Consider the following 23365-nt stretch of genomic DNA (forward strand, 5'->3'; position numbering starts at 1 on the left):
CTATTTCAAGATTACATCCAGGTAAACTGAATGACGGCCATATGATTCGTAAAACGGTTTGAAGACCACATCATCGATGGTGAATTGTAACTGCTGCGGATCACCTTTAATAGACTTGCTGATATCTTGTGCATCCAGGGTTACTTTTCGCCATTCCTTTCTTGCTTCGGGCTCCTGGGCCGCCAGCAGGATCGGTCCGTAGAATAAGCTGGCAATGTTTTGCTGATCCATCACAGGATCGAGATGGAACTGGAAGGGCATTCTAAGTTCTACTACATCGCCATCTTTCCAGGTGCGGCTAATTTTCAGATAACTTCCCGGTTTGGCCTGCAGTTTTTGTGCTTTGCCGTTGATCTGTACAAAGAATCCTTTGGTTGCCCAGCCCGGAACACGCACCTGCAGGTCGAATTTTCCACTGCCCCTGATCGTTAAACGGGTATTGTCTTCCCGGGGGAAACTGGTGGTTTGCTCCACTTTTACCTGGCGCTCTGTCCAGTCGAGGGTAGAAGGTATGTACAGGTTCACATAAAGTGCCTGGTCGTCCTTACTCTTGAAGTAGATGGAGTTTTGCAGCTTGGTACTGCTCTCTATCGCTGTGCCGTTGCAACACGTAAAGCCTGTCATATTCGGATTGCCAAACTGTTTAACCGACCCTGGTCTGAGTGGTACGTGGTAAGTGTTGGCCGGACTATTCTCTGCTACAGAAGCCAGAATATGGTTGTACAAGGCGCGCTCGTAATAATCCATGTACTCACCCCGCTGCTCGAAGAGAAACAGGTCGCTGGTTAGCTTGAGCATATTGTACGTGGCGCAGGTTTCGTTTTGTCCACCGGAAGAGAAGCCGTTCTCATACAAGGTTCCCGGCTCGCCGATAAAACATTCTGCATTGGCGGGATTACGGGCACCAGCAACGCCTCCTATACTGTACATATAGTCATTGACCATCTTATACCAGAAATTATCAGCTACCTTGTAATACTCCGGATTATTGGAGACCCGGTAGGTTTCGATACTTCCTATGATTTGCGGTATATGTTGGTTGGCATGCAAACCACGGAAAAGATCTACATTTTTGGCCAGTCCGTGCGAATGCTTTGTGTCGCCAAAGAACACCCTGATATTGTCAAATAATTGCGCTGTTTTGAGGTGCTTCGGATTGCCGGTGATGCGGTACATACGGGCCATGGCTTCATTCATGCCACCAAACTCTCCGGCTATGTACGTATTCCACATTTTGATCAGCGTGTCCGTCGGCACCTGGCTCAGGCGGGCATATACCCAATCTCCCATGCCGGCAGCTACGTCCAAGGCCTTTTTATTGCCACTTACTTCATATACATCCAGCAATCCGGCCAGTATCTTATGCAGCGTATAATACGGCGCCCAGATCGAGTTCTTTTGCCCGCCGTACTTGGCTCCTTTTTCCAACATGATGAACTGATCGGGCGGGTAGGCGCTGATGAATCCCGTTCCCCAGTTCCAGTAATCAGTACGGATACCTGCGTCACTGAGATCGGAATCGTAGCCCGATTTTCCGGGACCAGGTGGCACCGCAGCCGGATCGGATACATGCGCGGAACCTGCTTCCTTCGCTTTTCCAGATAATTGCGACAACTCATAGAGGGTATTTACCGTGTACTCCATTTTTTGGGAGAAACTGGCCTGGAGCGCTTTGTCATATCCGGTGCCGGCAAAGGCTTGCGCAATGGCCGTGAGGTAGTGACCGGTAGCGTGGCCCCTCAATTTGGTATCCTTGCTGTCCCAGACGCCCAATGGTTTGGCTCCTTCAGGTTGTTGCTGGCCAAATGCATGGCGAAACATATAGAGAAAGGAGTTGGGATCGGTTTTAGCCAATGCGGTAATGAACTTATCCCGGTTTTCGATGAATTTGCTGGCGTGGTCGTGCGCATCGTTTTTCAGGGAAACCTGTTTCAGGTCAAAAGCCTTCAGGTTCGAGGCAGGGGTTGTTGACTTGTTGGATTCCTTTACGATGACGGTCGCTTTTGGTTGAAAACTGGTTCCGGCAATCCGTCCGGTAATGGTATAGCGACCGGGAGCAAGGACTGCAGTATTGTCGATGGCTGCGGGCCACAGCACACGCACTTGCGGCCCTTTCAGGCCATTGCGGTAGGTGCCTGGTACGTAGCTCGGCAATCGCGGTAAATTACCTACTGCCGTGGCCACTTCCACATCCGATACCTTAACGAGGTAAGTGTTATAAAGCTGTGGCTCGTTGGGTGAAAAATGGGGGAGATCATCTTCCTTCTTACCAGTCGTATTGACCGAACCTTCATTGATGCCTCGCTGGGAGTTGTTGTAAATACCGGCGATCTGTCTCCTGGTTAGGGGAACCCGGTAAATGCGAAAATCACGCAGCAAAGCGTTGAGGGTTGGCTCTCCCGGTACCAGGGACTTTCCAATGTACAACAGTTTTTTATCGCCTGGCTGCTGACCGAATACCGCTGTTAATTCCTGGGGTATGTCTTTGGTTTCGCCTGCAGGCTTACCATCGACGTAGGTAGTCATGGATTTTGAAGGAATATCGATCACGATCACCAGGTGCACCCACTTATTCGCCTCTATTGCCGGAGCTACCGCACCGTTCTTATTGCCAGCTGTGGCCGTTATCAACGCCTGGTAGCCCTCCTGAGCACTGGTGCCAACGGGGGCTGCAAAAAAGTGTTTGCTGGCGTCTTTTCCGAAATCAAAAAAACGTTGACCTGGCTGCTTCGAACGCAGGTGTATCCATCCGGAAATACTGATCGATTCCAGGTCTGTTAATGCTTCTCCCGGGATCGAAATAAATGCGCTGCTATCGCCTGAGAGTGACAGGACCTTTCCAAACCGGTTGTCATTGATAAATTTTACTTCAGCGCCCTGAGATCTGGCGTGCAAATTATTGCGTGACCAGTCTTTGAGATCTCCGTCGAACACATAGCGCGCAATCATACCCGTTTCCCCGATCCCATCCAGGATCTGGTCTCCGTTTTGTGCCTGCGTGGTGGTAACGCCCAAAATTATGGCAGCAGCGAATAAGACGACACGCGGGATTACTTTGTACATTTTCATAATGGAATCATTTTCAGCAACACATGATCAGATCATGTATTGTTTGATAATTGCGTATAAAACTATGGAGAACCCTTGTGTATGGATAAGTCAATTTTAGCTAATAATCTGTTGATATTAACTAGTAAGTCATTGAAATAACTCTTTCGATCGGTATCTGTTCTATCCTACATGCTCCACTGAAATATCCTCCCGGGTCATGCATCCGCTAAAAAAACAGGTCCTTCGATTGGCCCGTACACTGCCTCGCTGTAAACGGTGTGCTGGCCGGATGTTGAGGTCCTGGGCTCCCGGATAGCAACCGGTAGGTACCCTTCGGGTGAATCGGTGATTATCAGTCAGATAAAAAAGAATTTAAATAGAAATAAACCAGAGATATACCAGATCATTAAGATGTACTATATCTCTGGTTTATCTCTGCTTTATATCTGGATTATCTCTGGTATATCTTAACGTTAACCCTTGAATTTCAATGCTATCACTCAGTAGTTACACAGAGCTTACCCCAAGTGGCCTATTTTTTTGTACTTGAGGATTGATTTTGAATGGGTTAGCTTTCTTGGATTTTGGTAAAGGTGCCTGTTTAATGCCCCGGATTTTCATTTCTTATCTTTAAGGGTCCATTGAAGAACTTACCAGTTTACGAAAACCTGAATATGTCTATTAATAAAGAATCTGAACTGGCTGGCATGAAAAAAGCCAGCGAAGCCGTTGCCCTCACCCTGAAAGAGATGACCCAATATGCGACTCCCGGCATGACCACCAAACAGCTGGATGAATATGGCGCACAGGTGCTGAATAAGCTCGGTGCCAGGTCGGCCCCTTATTTAACCTACGGATTTCCCGGCTGGACGTGCATCAGCGTCAACAACGAATTTTGCCATGGTATCCCTTCTTCCAAAACGATTCTGCAGGAGGGCGACCTTATTAACATTGATGTTTCGGCGGAGCTGGATGGGTTTTGGTCGGACAACGGCGGCTCGTTTGTGCTGGGCAAGGACATACATAACCATCAGCCGCTGATCAATGCCTCTAAAGCTATTCTGCAAAAAGCCATCAATCAAATTAAAGGCGGTGTGCGCATTGCGGACATTGGCCACCTGATAGAAACCGAAGCGAAAAAGCGGGGCTTTAAAGTGATCAGGAACCTGACCGGCCACGGTGTTGGCAGGAGTCTCCATGAGGAACCTTCGGAGATTGCCAATTACCGCGACCCTAATAATTTTACGCGCTTCAGGAAAAATTCGGTGGTGGCTATTGAAACCTTTATCACTACCAGCTCTACCCTCGCCACCACGCTGGAGGATGGGTGGACGAAGGTAGGGAACAGGGGCGGTTTTATGGCGCAGCATGAGCATACCATCGTCATTACCGATGGCCTGCCGATAGTGCTGACGGAGATGAACGGGATATGGAATTAAACCTTTTCTATACGATAAATTAAGTGATCATATATCCATTAAAACTTCCAGCTTCTTCCTTGGCATATAGATTGTTTATAAAAAAATGTACTTAGGAAAACAGGCCCGCGCAGTGCGGGCCTGTTGCTTTTTCAGATGGTGGTAGCGGCTAGTTAGCGATAATAAGCCTTGTCATGTTTTCAAAGAGCGGGAAAAAGTCATTGCTGTCTGCATTAAACAGGGCCACAATAAATATATCCTGTTGCGGCAGGTAAACTTCCATACTTCTGAAACCATCGATGGCACCTCCATGACCGATCAACCTGGTTCCTCCGATATTTTTTATGAACCATCCATATCCATACTCCGATGGTTTTCCATCTGAAAACCGGAAGGATTCGATGGCCTTCTCTAATGTTTCCTTTTTCACTACTTTATAAGCATATAGTGCCTGATGCCATTTGAACAGGTCCCGGGCGCTTGTTAGTAGAGCTCCTGCACTATACACCTGGTTCATACTCAGGTATCCGGCATGCTGGTAGCCTGAATTTCCCCTGGTATAACCGGATACCCTGTTCCTGATGATGGCTGCAGGCGAGTCGTAATAAGTGTCTGACAGGCCTATGTAGGTGAACACGCATTCCTTCATGTACGTACTATAGGCTTTCCCTGTTACTTTCTCTATAATATAGCCTAACAAGTAATAATTGGAGTTACTATAGTTATACCGGGTTCCGGGAATAAAAGCAAGCGGTAAAACAGCCAGGCTATCGATTATCTGTTTGGGCGGGAAGTCAATACGGATGGCATTGGGTAAATGAAAATCCAATCCTTCATAGTCAGCTATGCCGGAAGTATGGGTTAACAGATGCTCTATCGAAATGGTATGTCCCTTACCTGGGAAGTCTTTAATGAACTGCTGAAGGCTGTCTTGCAGCGAGATTTTACCCTGCTCCATCAATTGAAGAATAGCGATGGCCGTAAATTCCTTAGTGATGGAAGCCATCCGGAAGACCATTTCCGGTTTCATGGGAACATTCAACTCAATATTGGCCTGTCCAAATCCTTTTTCATACATCACCTTACCTTTTTCGGACACCAATACTACACACCCGGGTGCGATCGATTGGTAACTCCGGGTGATCAGTTCATCTATTTTTTTAATGGAAGGCCGGTCTGATGTTACTTGTGCATAGAGGCTGGTCATAAAGAGTAGCACCAGCATAAAAAGGGTTGCTTTCTTCATAGCTGTATTTTGATACAAACCTCGGATCGGCCTACCGGTGAAGCAAAAAACAGCCGTCTCAAAAGCCGGTTTTGAGACTATTTCTCCTTGTCCGTCAGCGATTTCCGGTACTCGCTGGGCGATGAGCCGGTGAACTCCTTAAATATTCGCTGAAAAGTTGCCTTTGAGTTAAAACCACATTCCATGGCAATCGCGGCTATGGTAAAGTTGCTCATCGCGGGTTGTTGCAGTTTTTCCTTCAGCAACTCTACCCGATATTGATTCACAAACTCAGTGAAGCTTTTTCCTATATGTTGATTGAGCACAGCCGAGATGGTTTTTTGAGGCAGGCCCGTATGTTGTGCCATTTCGTGCAGATTGAGATCGGGATGCAGGTACATTTTATCTTCCTCCATGGATCTTTGTAAAAGCAGGGCAGCTTCCTGGATAATGCCGGGCGACAAAGAAGCTACAGTACCCGCTTTTTTGGAGCTAGCAAGACTATGCAGGTGTGAAATATATCCTTTAATGCCCAGCCAGTACATGATGAATGCCATTAATATATATACTGGATACCAGCTAAAGATCCCCAGCATCAGGTCTGTATAAGCGGGGATGATGTAAGGAATAAGATAGGCCAGCCAGATTATTTGAAAGACCAGAAATATACGGGTCACAGCCTGCATTTGTTTATAATTGACCGACTGTGCAACTTCCTTATTCTTTAGTCCCGCGAGATAACTGGCAGAAAGTGCCAGATAACAGGTGATAGACATCCAGCGAGGGATATCGGAATATACGTTGTAGTTATCGATAAAGGCATTCCAGGGTTTGGGATCGTGACTAAATATTCCGCAAGCTACTCCCATAAAATAGACAATAACTACAAACGAAGGAATGAGATCAATGATAACCGGTAAAAAATGTATACGCTGCTTTGGGGTTAGTGTGAAGTTGGCGTCAAGTGACGATTGGATATAGAAGAATAGTAGCGGACCAACCGGCATAATGATGACCATCGGGATTATTGCATGGATGATTGCCATGGTTGTATTTGCATAATAAAAGCCAGTATAATTCAGGTAAATATTAAGGCTGGCCAATGCAAACAGCCAAATCAAAACAGCCAGCAACCGGAGGTTTCGGCTACGGGGTTTGGCAAAATAGAGTAGACAACCTGATATGATTCCCTGCAAGGATCCGAGTAAGATAATAGATTGTAGTATCTGGAGTAAAGAACCCATTGATCTGAATTTAAGCGGAAAACCTTAGAACTTCTTGTAAAATAATAAAATCAACCGTTGTATACGCGCTAAATTTCCCACGGCTAGCTCAGGTATGAATATCAGGTACATGTCGTTTTTAGCCACTTAGAATGTCGCATTTGCACTTCGGAAGCATTACCCTGTTAGCGAGATTTGTATAATACAACCTCACTGCAACACATGGAATATGCAAAAGTATTGATGAAAAGATATAACGTAGGTAAACAAGCCGATTGGCAACAATGGCTTGATATTTCAACTATCAGAAGGTATAGAAAGGGCGAGGAGTTTATTCGGGAAGGAGAGATTTCGAAAGTGTGTGGATTTGTTATTAGCGGCGCGTTTAAGAATGTAAGCCTGAATGAACATGACGAAGAGAAAATACTCGGCTTCTATCTGGAAAACGACTTTCTTGCCAGCTGCGAAAGTTACAGCAAGCAGATACCTTCTCCCTTTTCAATTACTGCTATGGCTCCTTCGGTCGCCATCACAACCAGCAATGACAAGTTGGTAGAGCTCTATTATAAGAATCAAACCATCGGCACGATCGGCCTGGTGCTTACCCAGCAACTTATGCAAAAACATGAAGAGCACCTGAAAATATTGTCATTTGCAACTCCCCAGGTGCGCTATGAATATGTGTTGGAAAACAAGCCTGAATTATTGAAAAACACCTCTGTGACGGAGCTGGCAAAATACCTGTACATCAGCCGGGAAGCCGTTAGCAGAGCGAGAAAGAGTATCCGGGTTTCCTAGTTTCTTTTTTGTGATTAGGATCACAGCCGATTTTTGGGGACTGGTATACATTTGTTGCCTAACAAAAGTCTATCACCCTGAAAAAGAACGATAAGCATGAGCAGTAAAATAACGATCGATCAATTCGTTGAAGACCTCAAGCATCCTCTCAAATCGGAAATGCAAGCCGTCATTAAGATTATCCGGCAGGCAGGACCCGACCTGGAAGAGGACATCAAATGGGGTGGCCCCAGTTTCGATTATAAGGAACCCATGGCAACGTTCAACCCCAGGGTCAAAGAATATGTGGCGGTGATCTTTCACCGGGGCGAAATTCTCGAAGATAAATCCGGCGTACTGGAGCCTGGCCCCAAAGGGAAGGCTTATGCTAAATTTTACTCCATGGGCGATGTGACGAAACACAAAGGAAACCTTGCCAAGGTGGTAAAACAATGGATCAAACTAATGAAGACTAAATAACCGAAAGATCCGATGCCTATGAATGCCTTCCTGTTTCTCTCTCATTTCAATTGACTGCGATTGGTTTGGATGTTCTAATTACCCTGTCTGCTCTTGATCTCTGCTTTGCCAAACTTGCGTGGGTAATAAGAGAAAGTCAGCAGGAAATATTGTTGTAAACCATTCGATATCCTGGTACTGGTACCATACGCATATACACTGTTGCTGATATTCTGGTATTTTTTTAGCAGGTCCATCGCTGAAAATTTCAACTCTCCCTGTTGCTGCATGAATCTGTAGGTAGCAAATGAATTCCAAAGCACGAATGGTTTATTGATATTGGAATTGCTGACACGATCGGCCGTACTGCTGATGGTAAAGTCGAATGGCAGGTTGACCGTGATGCCCAGCTTAGCAGTACTGTTGTTGTTTTTAAACGCTTTCAGCCCTGGTGCACTTGGCGTGGATCTGTTATTTTGAAAGCTTTGTCCGGCCGTAAATACAAGCCGGGAGTTCAGCGTAAATTGGAGGGTGAAGTTGTTGTATACATTGTCGGTGGTACTAATGTTGTTGAACCCGTCTATGTAATTCGGTTGTTTGCCGGTTCTGAAATTTCCACTGTACATCAGTTGGAGGTTGTGTTTGTCTATTTTTCGTGAGATGTTGAAATAGTAGTTGAAATTGATATTACTGGACTTGCCGGCATTTACGTAATAATTGATCCTTTTGCCGGAGGGGTCATTGATGATGCTATCCGTTACCGGATCTAAAGACACGTTGTAGCTGCCATTGAAATTTCCATTGATCGAATAGGGCGACTTTCTGTTTTGGGTATTAAAATAACCGTTTATGCTGATAGCATGATTGATGCTGTTGCGCAGGTTAGGGTTACCGATCCTGATGTCGTAAGCATTGATATCGTCAATGATGGTGTACAGCCGGTCTATAGATGGGTACTCGAAGAAGGATTTGGTGTAATTAACAGACGCGTTATACTGGTATTTCTCCCAATGGTATTTTTGATAACCGATCGATCCCTCATACCGGAGAAGATTGAAGGAGCGGTCCAGGTTTCTTTGGGCAATAGATGAACTGTTTTTGTCAATTTTGATGTCTTCCAACAGTTTAAACTGAAGGTTTATGTTGCGGTACCCGCCTTCAAGATTCCTGCTAAAATTCTTTGCCATGGTCAGGGCAGGTGTATACTCTATCAGCTCGCGTTTATTGGCGTTGGAAAGTTTTTGGTTGATATTTCGCTGTTTGGCTATTGTGTCCAGGTCGCTCACAACGGCGTCGTCCGTTGTGCGGGTGTAATTGAACCATTGGTCAAAACCGAGGTCGATACCAAAGAGGTTGTACCTTCCCAGCAGAAGTCTTTTAAAGCCTCTGTAATCTAAGGCGCCTGTAATGTTCAATCGTTGGTTCTTGTTGGTATAAAGCCGGTCGTTGAAGGCATTTTTCCGGCTGTCGGTCATGGACTCGAAATCACTGATCACGTTCCTTTCCGAAACCGTATTGCCGCGGGATATACCGATACGTCCATTGAAGTTTTGAAGTGGTTGCTCTTCTTTGCGTTTGCCGAAAGAAATATTCAGCAATTCGTTGTCCGACTTACCGCTACTCCAGGAAGTAATCCGATTGGTACTTTGTAATTGATTGGCGGAATCTCGTACTTCTGTAGTACGGAAGGAGTTGCCGTTGTCCCGGCTGGTATTTAGTACGCCATTGATGTTCAGGTTATCGTTATAGCTGTTGGTCTTTACGTAATTGATACCGACCTCATGCCTGTCATTCCGGTTGTTTTGTTCTCCCTCATCGCGGATAAACTGGGGATTGTCGACCGTTGTTCTGGTCGTATAGGTTTTGTCGGTAATAAAAGCGTCGACGCCTGATTTATTATAATTAAGGGTAATCCGGTCGTTTTGCCGGCTGTTGGCAGATTCTATAAAGTTATGGGTAAGAACACCACCAATGCTGTGGTTCTTGTTGATCCCGTTGGCCCCAAACCGGCCTACATTGTATAAGTTGGGGTTGTAATTTCTGTACGTATTATTTTGAAACATCTCCTGCAGGTTGCCAATGTTCTTGTTGATATTATTGATACCACCGCCAATACCTGCGCTGCTCCGCTTGTTGTACAGTTGAAAAGACAGGTCTCCTTCAAAGCGGTCGCGTGTGCCATAGCCTGCTCCTGCTTTACCAAAGTATCCTTTTTTGCTGCTTTCTTTCAACTTCAGGTTCATGGTGAGCAGGGAGTCCTGGGGCTGGGCCTGCTGACCGATCTTGCTTCTGTCGTATTCCTGGTAAAGCTGAATTTTATCGATGGCAGATTTGGGAAGGTTTTGCGTGGCAATCCGGGGATCTGTAGCGCCCATAAAGGGCTTTCCGTCAACAAGGAGATTTTGAACCTTTTTACCATCGACCGTGATGCTTCCGTCGGACCAGATGGTTATGCCGGAAACCTGGTTCAGCAATTCTTCTACCACGGCCTCGTTTTTCATCTTAAAGGCTGCGGGGTTGATCTCCAGCGTATCGCCGTTCATCCTGATGGGTATTGCTGCGGTTACGACTACGGTATCTGAGCTGCTCAGCGCTAATAATACCGATAGGGTATCCGTACGGGCTGTGTCCTGTTGAATTGAAGTATGATATGCGATGTATCCTGTATACGTAATGTTTACCAGCAGCTTTTTCCGTAGTGGTAATTTATCAAATGTGAAGAGTCCGTTTTTGTCGGACAACTCATAGGCCAGGACGGCAGAGTCTGGTCCGAGAACGGTTACGGTGGCCAGTTCGAGGGGTGTTTTGGTGGCTGCGTCCATGATTGAACCTGTTAGTTTGCCGGTTTGGCCGAAAGCGAGGGCGGACAAGGTTATCAGGAGACAGCTGAAGAAAGTCTGCTTCAAGGTTAGTTTTTGAATTTGAATTCTATAATTACGGGTGTCGTAGCAGGGGGATTGCTCTTTATGAAGCTTTCCAGGTCCGGGGGGACAGGGATGTCCTTATTTTTTTCAAAAAAGCTAAGAAGGTCGCCAGCCTTTTGTGTTTTGTAGAACCTGTCGTTTTTACGCACGAAATCAAAACCAGCGATCAATGACAAATTATACTGGCTGCTGTCCGGTTTGATATTTCTGACTTTGTGTGTGGTTTGCGTTTGCTTTTGGTAAATATATCCTTCGTAGTTGCTGAGGTAACGGAGTGTTAAATACAGGAACCGCGGCGTTTCGTAAACGGAGTATATCTGGCGAAGCATCCAGCCATTGTTGCGACTATAGTTTTCGCGGTCGGTCTTACTTTTAAAAGGCTTGGTGGAGAAAGAGGCGGGCACGCTGTTTTCCAGGGGCAGCACGATCTTGTATGCAGGCCATAAACTGTCCTTCACCATTTTGTAAATGGTGTCGCAAAAGGGGCGGGTGATATAATGGATATTAGGTGTATCTGTTTTGGTGATGCCGATATTTTCCTGTTCAAATAAATATTTTACCTCATTGATACGGTTGTAGGGGAAAAAGCCTTTTACCAGTTGATTGCCCTGATAGAGCTTAAGTTCGTAATCCAGGCTGTCTTTATAGATTTCGCTTGTTGTGATCTCGCTTACGCTATACAAGTCATCGTAGAAGGGGTAGGCGTGTGCGATGTCATTTTGTTGGGGTGTTTCCTTTTTGATGGCAAAATTGCTATCGGCCAGATCGATCGTATATTTCTGGTAATATTTTCTATTGCGTGGGCTATTCCAGTCCAGTTGTATTTTAATTCGGTCTCTGGAGGTCAGTGTATAGTTTTTGTTGTATCCGAAAAAGACGAGCTGGTTCCTGAGCTGGTCGTAGCGAGGCCAGAATTCATTGCCGAGTTTTTTATAACTTATTTTTTTAATAAAGCGGCCATTCTTTGAGTAGAGCAGCACCTCCTTTTCAACGTATTTGCGTATCAGGAAGTAGTCTTTTGTTATTTCGGGTGCGCTGAATTGTGTCAGCTCAATGCCCTCTTTCACTTCCAGGGGCGTAAATCGTATGGAGTCTATGAATTTGGATTGTTTTTCACTGCCGGCGGCTTTGGGATGGAGGTAGATCTTTTGCAATTGGGCAGGGGAGGTGTACGCAGCGAACAGGCCGGAAAGTATCAGGATAAGGCCACGAAAATGATTCAGCATGAAGGGTTAGTGTGTTGGGTCACCCAAAAGTATAGTTGTAAATGTTAACGCGCTCCTAAGATTTATAACTATGGCGATTTTTGAGGAAGTGCGGTAGGTAAGGAATTAATCGAGTACCTAACCCGGACTGCTTTGCATTTTTGGTCATGCGCGACGCCCTGTCAACGATTTTTTGAAAAATGGGGAAGCTCTGGTATTTTTGTAGGGTATTCCATTCAAGATCGGGACGTAGCGCAGCCCGGTAGCGCGCTTCGTTCGGGACGAAGAGGTCGCTGGTTCGAATCCAGTCGTCCCGACCATCAAGAAACCCGCAGCAATCGCTGCGGGTTTTGTTTTTTTGCCAGAAGCGCGGAGAACTTGTTCTCCAGTGCGGACAGAAAAAAACAATCCGGCTTCGACGAAATCGAAGTCGGGTTTCTTTAGTAAGATGGAGGGCAAACTGGATCAGCGCGGCTAATCCAGTCGTCCCGACCATAAAAATGAACCCTTCAGATCGTTGGATTTGAAGAGTTTTTAGTTTAATTGAATTTATGTTACAATTGCCTTTTAATGCTTACAAAGAGCCCTCATCGTATACCTTTCTTATTCGTTTTTCCCTTTTGTCATAGCTGCAACGTCTCCCATTTCAAAGTCTATGTAGCGAAAAATTGTTTCACTCTCACCGTCATTAAAATTAATTTTTGCACTACACAAAAAAGGGCCGTAGGCAGAAGTCGCAATTGCAAAGCCATTGCTTCTGTCAGCAGTCGTAAAAACTTTGCTGCCCCAATATGTTCCAAAATAATAATCTACGCTTACTACTTGAATAAGGTTTGACTTGTGAGGAACTAAATATATTAGAAAGTCATATAGCTGTCCATCTTTTTGTGATTTGAACATTTTGTGAACTAGCATAACCCTTCTTTTTGTCTTGTAGAAGCCTGCTCTTTCTTTTTCTCTTTGTCCACCATTGTCATTTGTTACCTGAAAATGGGTATTTTGATTTTCACTACCTGCTGTTACCTTCAAATCTTGTAACTCAAATGAACCTATTTTCACTCCAGCCCCATGTTTGAGTCTAATTAATAATGTTGAAATGGCTGTCTTGATGATATCTTTTGCCCAAAAAAATAACAACAACCAAAATACTATCCAAAGTAAGTCTGGGAACAATTTGTCTAACTGAAAGCCAATAAATTGCCCGGCAATGTTTGTGGTATCCTTCATATGGGGAAGTTTTACAAAAACAAATAGGATTGTACCCACGCCATAATGTGCAGTTATATCAGAAACCAATTTTTCAGTTTGTCTATCTATAGCTATTTACCAGAAAAGCGCGGTTAATGTGGGCAGCGGTATTAAAGCAAGCTATCTGATTTTAGAATAAGTGAACACCGTTTTTTCACCCATCTCGTTAAGTTAAGACACGGTATTTTTCACCCTTTCTAAAATGAGTTAATGACTTAGTGGAGCTAATTAAATGTTTAAGTCGCTGAATATCTATCAAATCCTCCAAATACCTGTTCGAAATTTGTCCAGCCAACCCGACAGACAAGAAACCCGCAGCGATCGTTGCGGGTTTTGTTTTTTGCCAGAGGCGCGGAGAACTTGTTCTCCAGTGCGGACGGAAAAAAACAACCCGGCTTCGACGAAATCGAAGCCGGGTTTCTTTAGTAAGATGGAGGGCAAACTGGATCAGTGTAGCTAATCCAGTCGCCAGCTCACAATGTATGCTCCCATAATATTTGGCCCATTGAGAGCTGGAAATTTCAACGGGTATTAGAAGTCATATTATTGGCCCCGCAAAGATTTAAGGGCTTTTACACCGCTTTCGCTCTTAGGATTTAGTTGAACAGATTTTTCGTAATTCTGTATGGCTAATTCTTTTTTGCCGGCTTTCGCATAGGCTTCTGCAAGGCTATCCCATACATTAAATGATTCAGGAAAAAACTTTGTATTCAATTCAAATACCTGGATGGCTTCATCAATTTTTCCTGCCGCTAAAAACTCATATCCCGCATTGTTTAATGTTAGTTCTCCGGCGGGTTTTAGATACGTTGATGTTTCTGTCGTCATCAGGGTCGCTATTTTCCACTGTCCGTTCGATTTTACCATAACCCTATGCTCACGCGAAGCAAACTGATCGAATGGCGGCTGGCTATTGGGGTATTTTAATGTTTGCTTAAAATCGACAACTGCGATATGGCCTTCTTTACGAATAGAAAAACTATCTCTGGTAATCTCTACTTGTTCGGCCTCTGGATTATTGGCAAAACTTCTTAATTGCCGCGTAACAACGCTATCCCATCCGGCATCTCTTAAATAAGCCCAGGTGCTTACAAAACTTCTGAAAATATTCGGGTCTTGTAACCAGGTAGATTTCCACGCATTTGCGTCCTTCTTGAAATACGAATCTGTTTCTTTGATTATTACCTGTTTGATATCATCATCCTGGGCAGAAGACGGCAAAGCAACCAGCACAAAAGCAATTGCTAATGCAAATAGTTTTTGAGTCAACATACAATTAATTTTAAGAATGAAAAGCTGCTTTGGTACAGAGATAGAGTACCTGGTAGGACGAATTAACTGCAAATATAATACATTTATGATATATCACAAAAGCAAACCAGTGGGAAGCTTGTCCCTTGCCCAAAAGAGCAAAGCTTGTAAAAAAGGGGATACATTCGGCCCCATACTTTTACGCGCATCATAGGTGAGTTTGAGGATTATTAACTAATATTTATGCGAGAGATATTTATTTACATTTTACTACTGCTTACGGTTTCAGCCTGCCTTCAACAAGAACCGGCTACGGCGTTAGTTACGAAATCGGATACGACCCCCTTCCGCCGGGATATCCCCGAGGCTATAACAGTATTTCATGAACGAATAATGGATTTAGCAAACAGAGTTGGGAAACTTGAATTGCTTGACAAGGGATATCCGGGTTTACAGGTGAGGCTGTGGCTTGAATACAGCAATGCTCCTGGAAGACAAATTTAGATATTTAAAAGCAAGCCGGTCTGGGTTGCTGAATTGCATACTACTTATTGGAATTATGGACCAGATTCCGCGACATTGTTGAAAAGGACCGTTGATAGTTTAGTTCCAAAACATGGATGGCACCACTTTGTAGATTCCTTACAACGACTAGAGGTTTTTACCTTGCCCGACCAATCACAGCTCCCTAACATGCCATATACCTACAATAGTAGCGCTATTCATTTTGAAATGGCGACTGACAGCACTTACCGATACTTTTTTTATACTGTTCCTAAGGCTTATTCTGACAGTGTATTGGAAGCTGCAAAGGTGGAGCATATCTTAGCGTTTTTGCAAAGAGAATTTGGATTTAGAATGATGGAAAGAATTTAGTCAAAACACGACTCCCCCGGCAACTTTGCTGTCAATTGGAAAATACCTAGATTTAACCTTTCATGGAAAAAGCCACACTATCTATTCCTTATTACACAGAGATCAATGACTTCCTGGCATCTATTCCCTGGCCCGGGAAAACAAACAACCCGGATTTCTATTGCTTACGTTTGAAAAGGGTCGACGAAGTGCTCCAGGTATACCGACCACCCTTAAAACGTTCCTTCTATTTTTTTGCGCTCTTCCGGAACACCGGTCAGATCGAAGTGAATTATAACGACCAGCGGATCAATAACCCGGATTCCTATATGGTCTTCCACGCCCCCAACCTGATCTACAGCTTTTCGCACAACAATGAGCTTGAAGGATACATTGTCTATTTCAAGGCAGAATGCTTTTCCTTCTTCAAACAGGACTTTCATCGAACTTTTCTCCTGTTCGATCTGCTGCACACGAATCTCTTCAAGTTCGATCACGCCACTTACGACCGGCTAGCACCGCATTTCGAAGCGGTATTCCAGGCTTACGACAACTCGGCAAAAGACCAGCACATGGAGGCCCGGCTTAAACTTCTGGGCTTGTTGTACTACCTCGAAGATTTCAGTGTCGAAAGAAAAAAAGACATCGGATTGGCTTCCCCCCAACAAATACTGTTGCAGAAATACATCCAGCTCGTCAACAATCACTACCTCGATAAACGAACAGTTCAGGAGTACGCCGATATGCTGTCTGTGACAGCCAACTATCTCTCCCAATCCGTTAAACAAGTGTCTGGCAAGAACGCACTGTCTTTTATCTCCGAAAGATTGGCGGGGGAGGCCAAATCCCTCATCCGCTATACCGACTCCGGCATCGCAGAGATCGCCTACCAGCTCAACTTTTCCGATCCTGCCAACTTCGGGAAATTCTTCCGGGGTCAGACCGGAGAGTCGCCCTCCGACTACCGGAAAAAGCACAAGTGAGCAAATTTACCAGTCTATCCAAGATTTGAACCAGCAACGTCAGCCGTTTTCCTGGTTTCTTTGCTATACAGATCCGGCTATGACAAACCCGGTATTCATCAGCCTGTCGGTAAAGAACCTCAACAGGAGCCGCGTCTTCTTCCGGCGCCCGGCTTTCGGTTCAAACCGCAGTTCTCCCGACCTTGAGGGGCCCCAATGGGAACTCGTGTACCTGGACGCTGATCAATTGCCTATACAATAAAAAACATGAAACAAACCAACCCAAAGATCGACATCTACATCGCAAAGGCAGCAGATTTCGCCAAACCAATCCTATTCCACTTGCGAGAACTTATTCACGACGCCTGTCCGGAAGTCGATGAAGAGATAAAATGGGCGTTACCGCATTTTTCTTACAAAGGAGCCACCCTTTGTACCCTCGGTGCCTACAAGGCACACATCTCATTCAGCCTCTTTAATGCAGATCAACTTAAAGATCCCAGAATGAAAGAAAGCGTAAAAGCCGGGAAGAAGTTCGGCTACATGGACAAAATAAGAACATTGTCCGAACTACCTTCACAAAAGATACTCACCGGCTATTTAAAGGAGATCATAGCCATCAATGCAAGCGGCGTTAAAAAGCCAGCGCCGTCAAAAAAAGAACAAGTCCCCGTTGAAGTGCCTGCCTTCTTCTACGAACGGCTAAACAAGCATCCAAAGGCCAAAAAGGTATTTGAAAGCAAATCACCCTCCTTCAGAAAGGAATACGCTAAATGGCTTAACGATGCCAAAACGGATGCCACCCGTGAGACCAGAGCCACCCAGTCCATTGAATGGATCTCGGAAGGCAAAGGCCGGTTCTGGCAATATGAGAAATAATACTTTTCCTTATCGAAGCAAATCTGGCAATGACTGCCTCCCTTGTCAAAAGAACTCAAGTGCGAAGTAGAGACAAGCGACTTTTGTGTTGCCAATACAGGCTAAAATATTCGTCCAGTCATCCCGACAAACAAGAAACCCGCAGCAGCGCTGCGGGTTTTGTATATCTGGCAGCGTACCGAGCTTGCTCGGGTAAGCTTTATTTGGCGAACACCATTGATATGCCGATGTTGGACAGCCGTTTCTTTCTACTGGCGTTGCGATAAAGTTGCCAACAGTGCTTCCAGGTTTTGCATGGATGCCGCATATCCTTCTTTGAATCCCATTTCAATCATCTTCTCCAAACGGGCAAGCGATTCGTTATAGATGGTAATGTTCACTATTGTTCTTTCTCCCTCTTCGCTAAAATTATACTCCCAATCAGATCCTGGTAATTCAGGGTTTTCATCTTTGTCTGCAAAAGCATTGAACATTTTGAAATTGGTCTTGGGCGTAATGGATGTGTAGCGCTGAATGGCCCAACGCTCCATACCATCCGGGCTTACCATCGCATAAAACCTGCGTCCACCCACTTCAAAATTCATGTGTTTCGTTTTTGACATCCAGGGTTTAGGTGCCACCCATTGGTCAAGAAGTTCTTGTGTGGTAAAAGCATCCCATACCAGTGAAAGTTCAGCATCAAATTCCCTGGTTATGAACACTTTTTTTGTTGTTTTGTCAACGATTAAATCAAACAGCAAATTAGTTGTCATTTTTTTGATTTTTTAAGTGTTGCTAATACTTTGTCAAGTTGATTAAATTGGGTTTCCCACAGCCGTCTGAATTGGTCTAACCATTTATCAATCTCTTTCATTTTTTGAATTTGGAGTGAGTAGTAAATTTCCCTGCCTTGCTGTTCCTGCTTTACCAGTTCGCACTCTGTCAATATTTTAATATGCTTTGATACGGCCTGTCTGCTTGTATTAAAATGTTCAGCAAGCGCATTGGGCGTCATTGCCTGCAATGCGATCAGGGCAATGATTGCCCGCCTGGTCGGGTCGGCAATTGCCTGAAAAATGTCTCTTCTTATTTCCATCTTTGGTTTATGTGCAACTATGTGATTGCAAATGTAAGTGCAATTATTTGGTTGCGCAACATTTTTTTATGATCTGTTATAAAATAAAAAACCAATTATTTGCTGGGTCCTGTTTCCAGGTTGCTGTTTGCAGGGATTACAACTGATAAATATTATACAGAGGTTGCTATTTAAGTCGTTGAATTTGAATAGGGACGTCTAAAAACTGGTTCTAAATTTTTGCAACTGGCACCGATAAACAAGAAACCCACAGCACACGCTGCGGGTTTTGTATTTCCGGTAAAAAAAAGCATGTTACTGTATTCTCTCCGCCTCCTCACTCCGCCTATTCCTGGTCGTAGCACGAATACTGCTTTTACCAAAACTTCGGGAATAGGTCAGCTTGATGACACGATAGAAGGCAGTTTCATCTTTCCAGGTGCCATGTGTATTGATGTTAAAGGCAATTGGAGTCATTCCTCCGATATGGGTGCGCACGCGGAATGAGCGAAATAAATCTGGCAGTGAAAGCTGGAAGCTGCCTCTGCCTTTTTTCAATTTCTTGGCCAGGGCAAAATTAATGACTCCAAATCCACTGACTATATTGGTTCCTTCATAGAAACGAAAATTATACCAGCCGTTTAATTCTGCTTCAACCTGCCAGGGCAGTTGCAGTTGTTGATTAAAAGTCAGGTTCTGGAGGACAAATGTTTTTACCGCAGGCTGAAGGCTATAAGACACGCGGTAATTTCGCAGGGAAGTAGTGCTACCCAACGTTAGTTTCCACCAGGTGGCCGGTTGCAGGGAATAATTAATGGCCAGGTTGAGATTCCTTTGGTAATCCAGGTTCTGCGGAGATGATATACCTATTTCCTTTGTCGTATTGCTGGTGATCTGGTAGCGTAAGACCGGGTGTTGATCAACCTGAAAAGACAGGGAGACATTTAGTCGCTGCCGATTGAAGTCTGCTTTGAATATATCCGAGATGGTTGGTTTCAGCAAGGGATTTCCAGAAAATACAAACGTGGGGTCATTGTAAAAAAGAGAAGACACCAAATCGGTGTAAGCCGGACGGCTGATACGGCGGTTATAGCCAACCGACAGGGAACTGCCGTTGGTGAAGGCCTGATTAAATAAAACGGAAGGAAAGAGTTTTCCAATAACAAATGGTTCCTTGTACAGGCTTATTTCCCGACGCCAGTATTCATACCGCAATCCAATTTGAAAACTTGACTTTGCATTTAACAAGAGCCTAAACTGAGTATATAATGCGCCAATTTTTTCCCTGCTGTTCACTAACGATTGAGACCGGGGATCTATCGCCCATTGACCGTTTATCAGCCGCTCTACCTTACTGTCATTACTGTTTTCCGAAATACTGCCCTTGCCGCCGAATTCGGCCTGGACCCTTTTCCCCAGTTTGCTGGTAAAGTCCATCGCAAAGGTCAGAGCATCTATGCTGGAGAAACTCTTCCCGCGATTTCCACTGGTAAAATTTGAATCTACCGGTACAATAGGATCTCCTGCCCGATCATAATACTTTCCGTTTATTATTGCCGGGCTATTGTTAGCATAGTGAATATAGCTGGCATCGAGATTCAACTGCGCATGGGCGGAAAGCTTATGCCTTGAATAAACAGACGCGTTGATATTGTGTCTCCTGGTATTACCTTCGGAAAGCGCAGCGTACCGAAGATAATCCCCGTTATCATATTCCCATGTCCCATCGTTATTCGTGAAGCTATGGGTTTTGTTCGTTGAAAATGCCATGTCCCCTCCAAGGGTGGTTTGGGGACCTGGACGTATTTCCCCGGCCAGGCTAAGATTATGCGTATGCTGAAACCTCCGTGATATGCCGGAAAAGGTTGCAAAAGTACTTCCGTTATAGAGCAGGCCGTCATTGGTACCATTTCCCATAAATCCGGAACGAATGCCATCATACATATAGGAATATGAACCAAGCACACTGGCATTCTTAAATCCATGAGATAATGATATCGAGCCAACTGCTTTCCCGCGATAACCATACCCAACAGTAGCCGATGCATTTGCCCTGGTGCCTTCCTGCTCGCTTTTCTTAAATATAATATTGATGATACCGCCACTTCCATCCGCATCATATTTGGCATCCGGCGAAGTGATCAGTTCAATTTTATCAATATTATCTGCTATCGTACTCTCCAGTAAATTCATCAATTCTTCCATCGAAAGGTTTACTCTTCTTCCATTGAATAACACAGTTACACCCGCCTGTCCGTTCAGGCTAAACTGATTATTCCTTCGATCCGTTATTACGCCTGGAAGCCGCTCCAGCACCTGCAAGGCATTACTTCCTTTCGTTAAAAGGCTGGCCTGTACATTAAAAACTTTACCGCCTGGTGTGAACTTTACCAGGTCCTTTTTCGCCGTCACCACCACTTCGCCCAATACTGCCTCTACCGCAGTCAGTTGAAGGGCCGGTAAAACAATCCATGAGGTATCACCGGCAATTGTAAATACATTCGAATAAGCGGTTATATAACCTAACCGGCTGATGCGGCAGAAATAACTACCGGTAGTCAGACCGGTGATTTCGAACAGGCCCTGTTCATCAGAGGTGCCGCCGGCAACCCTGCTGCTATCGGCCGCACGGTGAACAATGATACTGACCGATGCCACCGGTTCGCCCTTATTGGTCTCCAGTTTGCCCCTCAACTGCGGACTGGCGGATGTTGCCTCCAAAACCAGTATGGTCAACAGGAAATACTTCATGGCAGATATTTCCCAAATAAACCCCGGATTTTCTGCTATAGGTTGGGTAAATTGACGACATGCCCCGGCAGATTGACCATTTGTAATAAAGCTGGGTAATCCCATTCGTCACCTCATTTTTACAAAACATCAATCTCTGTCGTATTTTGATCCATTTTCGATTATTTTCATGGACAAAGGATAGATTCAATGTTATGCGCAGCTGGATAATAAAATATCGCCTTTACCACATTCCTTTCTGGATCGCCTATCATTTCCTGTGGATGCTTATTAATGTAGGCAGTTTTAATAACACGTTATTTTACCTGTTTCAGAATGAAGTACCTGTAAAGTTTATTGGCTATATCATTTTCCAGGCTGCCGGCGCCTATTTTAACCTCTATTACCTCATTCCGAGGTTTCTTTACCCTGGCCGATACAAAACCTACATTTTTCTTGTGGTATTGACCGTACTGGCCTGCTCCGCACTCATTACAATGGGATATTATTTAAACGCATGGACATCAGACAAAACATTCACCGAGTTGTTCGGGAAGCGTCCTGACCAATTTCTGGCAATATTTTCAATAACGGCTTTGCCATCGACTATTGGAGCGATGACACTGGCCATGAGCGTAAAACTGGGCAAGAACTGGTTAAACGCTGAAAAGAAAAGATTGATACTTGAAAAAGAAAACCTGGAAACGGAATTAAAATACCTGAAGTCACAGATCAATCCGCACTTCCTGTTCAATACCATTAATTCGATCTTTGTCCTCATCCACAAAAACCCCGACCTGGCGTCAGAATCACTTGCCTCCTTTTCTGAAATGCTTCGTTACCAGCTTTATGAGTGTAACGAAAAGGAAATTCCGCTAAACAAGGAACTCACGTTCCTCGAAAATTTTATCGAACTGGAATCGCTCCGGCTGCATGAGAACCAAACGGATCTTTCTTTCGAGATCAACCATTCCACGGTTCACAATAGTCATATTGCCCCTTTCATCCTGCTCCCCTTTGTGGAGAATGCATTTAAGCATCTTTCGAAAGGCAGGACACGGCAACACTTTATCAAAATGGATCTTTCCGTAACTGACCGACGGGTTTTAGAACTGAATATAGAAAACAGCAGAAATGTGGAGGCAGACGAGATACAGAGTTTATCTGGAATCGGCCTTGCCAATGTGCGGCGCCGGTTGAACCTGGTATATCCGGGTAAACATGAACTCTGCATCGATAAAGAACGCGCCAGATTTAAAGTAGCATTGAAAATTGACTTGGCATGAAGCTGAAATGTATCATAACTGATGATGAACCCCTCTCTACGGAAGGGCTTTCAAAGTATGTGGAAGTGATTGACTACCTCGACCTGGTGGGGGTTGCGCAAAACCCCCTTGAACTGAACAAACTACTGGAAAGTCAGCCTGTTGATCTTATTTTCCTGGATATCCAAATGCCTTTCATGACGGGCCTGGATTTTTTGAAGATAAAGACCAGCTTGCCCATGGTCATTCTCACCACTGCTTATTCCGATTATGCCATTGAAGGTTTTCAGTTAGACGTGATAGATTACCTGTTAAAGCCGGTCACCTTTACCCGGTTCTTAAAAGCTACCAACAAAGCAAAAGACTATCATTTACTTAAGAATCATAAAATCGAGAGCGCGGCAACGGTAGCACCGGATTATGTATTCATCAAATGTGAAAATAAGTACGAGAAGATACAGATAGGGGAAATCCTGTTTGTTCAGGCACTTCAGAATTATGTAATCATCTATACCACCAACAACAAGTTCATGACGCTGCTGCCACTGAAAACAGTGGAGACCTACCTTGACAATGGAAAGTTTTTAAGGGTTCACAAATCCTATCTGGTAGCTATTCCTAAAATTGACAGCATTGACGGCAATGATATACGGATTCAACAGGACACCATACCCATCAGCCGAAATCTGCGTGACGAAGTGATAGCCGTAGTCGTGAAAGATAAGCTGATGAGAAAATGATTGAATATGGACGGCACCCATAGCATACGCTGCCGATTTTGTTTTAGTTGGGAACATTCCCGTGGGTAGGGAACATTCCCACAAAAATAAACGGGTGCC

18 protein-coding genes and 1 tRNA gene are annotated in these 23365 nt (G+C 44.6%); 9 read left to right on the forward strand and 10 right to left on the reverse strand.

Annotation, left to right across the window (positions count from 1 at the left end; all coding sequences use genetic code 11):
* Nucleotides 1-3069: a beta-L-arabinofuranosidase domain-containing protein gene (locus P2H89_RS29790; protein WP_275834087.1), complete on the reverse strand. Its 3069-nt coding sequence runs from the start codon at nucleotides 3067-3069 to the stop codon at nucleotides 1-3.
* Nucleotides 3070-3725: 656 nt separating this feature from the next.
* Between P2H89_RS29790 and map the strand changes: the two genes are divergently transcribed.
* Entirely contained in the window at nucleotides 3726-4490 is a 765-nt protein-coding gene (gene map, locus P2H89_RS29795; protein WP_275834089.1) for a type I methionyl aminopeptidase, read from the forward strand.
* A gap of 148 nt (nucleotides 4491-4638) precedes the next feature.
* On the opposite strand, the gene P2H89_RS29800 is transcribed toward map, so the two are convergent.
* Nucleotides 4639-5715, reverse strand: a complete 1077-nt coding sequence (locus P2H89_RS29800; protein ID WP_275834091.1) for a serine hydrolase domain-containing protein — start codon at nucleotides 5713-5715, stop codon at nucleotides 4639-4641.
* A 77-nt stretch (nucleotides 5716-5792) separates the two neighbouring features.
* On the reverse strand, nucleotides 5793-6740 hold the full coding sequence (locus tag P2H89_RS29805; RefSeq protein WP_275834092.1) for a helix-turn-helix domain-containing protein: 948 nt from the start codon (nucleotides 6738-6740) through the stop codon (nucleotides 5793-5795).
* 399 nt (nucleotides 6741-7139) lie between these two features.
* On the opposite strand from P2H89_RS29805, the gene P2H89_RS29810 reads away from it, so the two are divergent.
* A complete protein-coding gene (locus P2H89_RS29810; RefSeq protein ID WP_275834094.1) occupies nucleotides 7140-7715 on the forward strand; it encodes a Crp/Fnr family transcriptional regulator in 576 nt (191 codons plus the stop codon).
* A 96-nt stretch (nucleotides 7716-7811) separates the two neighbouring features.
* The gene (locus tag P2H89_RS29815; protein ID WP_275834096.1) at nucleotides 7812-8174 is read left to right on the forward strand and encodes a DUF1801 domain-containing protein; all 363 of its coding nucleotides are present in this window, start codon (nucleotides 7812-7814) and stop codon (nucleotides 8172-8174) included.
* A gap of 74 nt (nucleotides 8175-8248) precedes the next feature.
* Here P2H89_RS29815 and P2H89_RS29820 read toward each other — a convergent pair whose 3' ends face one another.
* Complete coding sequence (locus tag P2H89_RS29820) at nucleotides 8249-11059, reverse strand: outer membrane beta-barrel protein (protein ID WP_275834098.1); 2811 nt, start codon at nucleotides 11057-11059, stop codon at nucleotides 8249-8251.
* 2 nt (nucleotides 11060-11061) lie between these two features.
* Entirely contained in the window at nucleotides 11062-12303 is a 1242-nt protein-coding gene (locus tag P2H89_RS29825) for a hypothetical protein (protein ID WP_275834100.1), read from the reverse strand.
* A 222-nt stretch (nucleotides 12304-12525) separates the two neighbouring features.
* Here P2H89_RS29825 and P2H89_RS29830 point away from each other — a divergent pair.
* Nucleotides 12526-12602: transfer RNA gene (locus tag P2H89_RS29830), tRNA-Pro, on the forward strand.
* A 283-nt stretch (nucleotides 12603-12885) separates the two neighbouring features.
* Here the strand turns inward: P2H89_RS29830 and P2H89_RS29835 are convergent.
* Together P2H89_RS29835 and P2H89_RS29840 are read right to left on the reverse strand one after the other, a co-directional pair.
* The gene (locus P2H89_RS29835) at nucleotides 12886-13509 is read right to left on the reverse strand and encodes a pYEATS domain-containing protein (protein WP_275834102.1); all 624 of its coding nucleotides are present in this window, start codon (nucleotides 13507-13509) and stop codon (nucleotides 12886-12888) included.
* A gap of 564 nt (nucleotides 13510-14073) precedes the next feature.
* A complete protein-coding gene (locus tag P2H89_RS29840; RefSeq protein WP_275834104.1) occupies nucleotides 14074-14802 on the reverse strand; it encodes a tetratricopeptide repeat protein in 729 nt (242 codons plus the stop codon).
* A 917-nt stretch (nucleotides 14803-15719) separates the two neighbouring features.
* On the opposite strand from P2H89_RS29840, the gene P2H89_RS29845 reads away from it, so the two are divergent.
* The 3 genes from P2H89_RS29845 (at nucleotide 15720) to P2H89_RS29855 (ending at nucleotide 17477) form a co-directional block, all read left to right on the forward strand.
* Nucleotides 15720-16619 (forward strand): helix-turn-helix domain-containing protein, encoded by a 900-nt coding sequence (locus P2H89_RS29845; RefSeq protein ID WP_275834106.1) that lies wholly within the window; start codon nucleotides 15720-15722, stop codon nucleotides 16617-16619.
* 79 nt (nucleotides 16620-16698) lie between these two features.
* Nucleotides 16699-16860 (forward strand): hypothetical protein, encoded by a 162-nt coding sequence (locus P2H89_RS29850; protein WP_275834108.1) that lies wholly within the window; start codon nucleotides 16699-16701, stop codon nucleotides 16858-16860.
* A 5-nt stretch (nucleotides 16861-16865) separates the two neighbouring features.
* Nucleotides 16866-17477 carry a YdeI/OmpD-associated family protein gene (locus P2H89_RS29855; RefSeq protein WP_275834110.1) on the forward strand — a complete coding sequence of 204 codons (612 nt, stop codon included), beginning with the start codon at nucleotides 16866-16868 and terminating at the stop codon, nucleotides 17475-17477.
* A 248-nt stretch (nucleotides 17478-17725) separates the two neighbouring features.
* Here the strand turns inward: P2H89_RS29855 and P2H89_RS29860 are convergent, their stop codons facing one another.
* The 3 genes from P2H89_RS29860 to P2H89_RS29870 all read right to left on the reverse strand — a co-directional run bounded on the left by P2H89_RS29860 (nucleotide 17726) and on the right by P2H89_RS29870 (nucleotide 20736).
* Nucleotides 17726-18229, reverse strand: a complete 504-nt coding sequence (locus tag P2H89_RS29860) for an SRPBCC domain-containing protein (RefSeq protein WP_275834112.1) — start codon at nucleotides 18227-18229, stop codon at nucleotides 17726-17728.
* The gene (locus P2H89_RS29865) at nucleotides 18226-18552 is read right to left on the reverse strand and encodes a metalloregulator ArsR/SmtB family transcription factor (RefSeq protein ID WP_275834114.1); all 327 of its coding nucleotides are present in this window, start codon (nucleotides 18550-18552) and stop codon (nucleotides 18226-18228) included. The genes P2H89_RS29860 and P2H89_RS29865 overlap by 4 nt, the downstream gene beginning before the upstream one ends.
* A gap of 294 nt (nucleotides 18553-18846) precedes the next feature.
* Nucleotides 18847-20736 (reverse strand): outer membrane beta-barrel protein, encoded by a 1890-nt coding sequence (locus P2H89_RS29870; RefSeq protein WP_275834116.1) that lies wholly within the window; start codon nucleotides 20734-20736, stop codon nucleotides 18847-18849.
* 740 nt (nucleotides 20737-21476) lie between these two features.
* Here P2H89_RS29870 and P2H89_RS29875 point away from each other — a divergent pair.
* Both P2H89_RS29875 and P2H89_RS29880 read left to right on the forward strand, forming a co-directional pair.
* Complete coding sequence (locus P2H89_RS29875; protein ID WP_275834118.1) at nucleotides 21477-22547, forward strand: histidine kinase; 1071 nt, start codon at nucleotides 21477-21479, stop codon at nucleotides 22545-22547.
* Nucleotides 22544-23266 carry a LytTR family DNA-binding domain-containing protein gene (locus P2H89_RS29880; RefSeq protein WP_275834120.1) on the forward strand — a complete coding sequence of 241 codons (723 nt, stop codon included), beginning with the start codon at nucleotides 22544-22546 and terminating at the stop codon, nucleotides 23264-23266. The genes P2H89_RS29875 and P2H89_RS29880 overlap by 4 nt, the downstream gene beginning before the upstream one ends.
* Nucleotides 23267-23365 lie beyond the last annotated feature (99 nt).

The organism is Paraflavitalea sp. CAU 1676 (genome assembly GCF_029223285.1).
GTDB lineage: Bacteria > Bacteroidota > Bacteroidia > Chitinophagales > Chitinophagaceae > Paraflavitalea.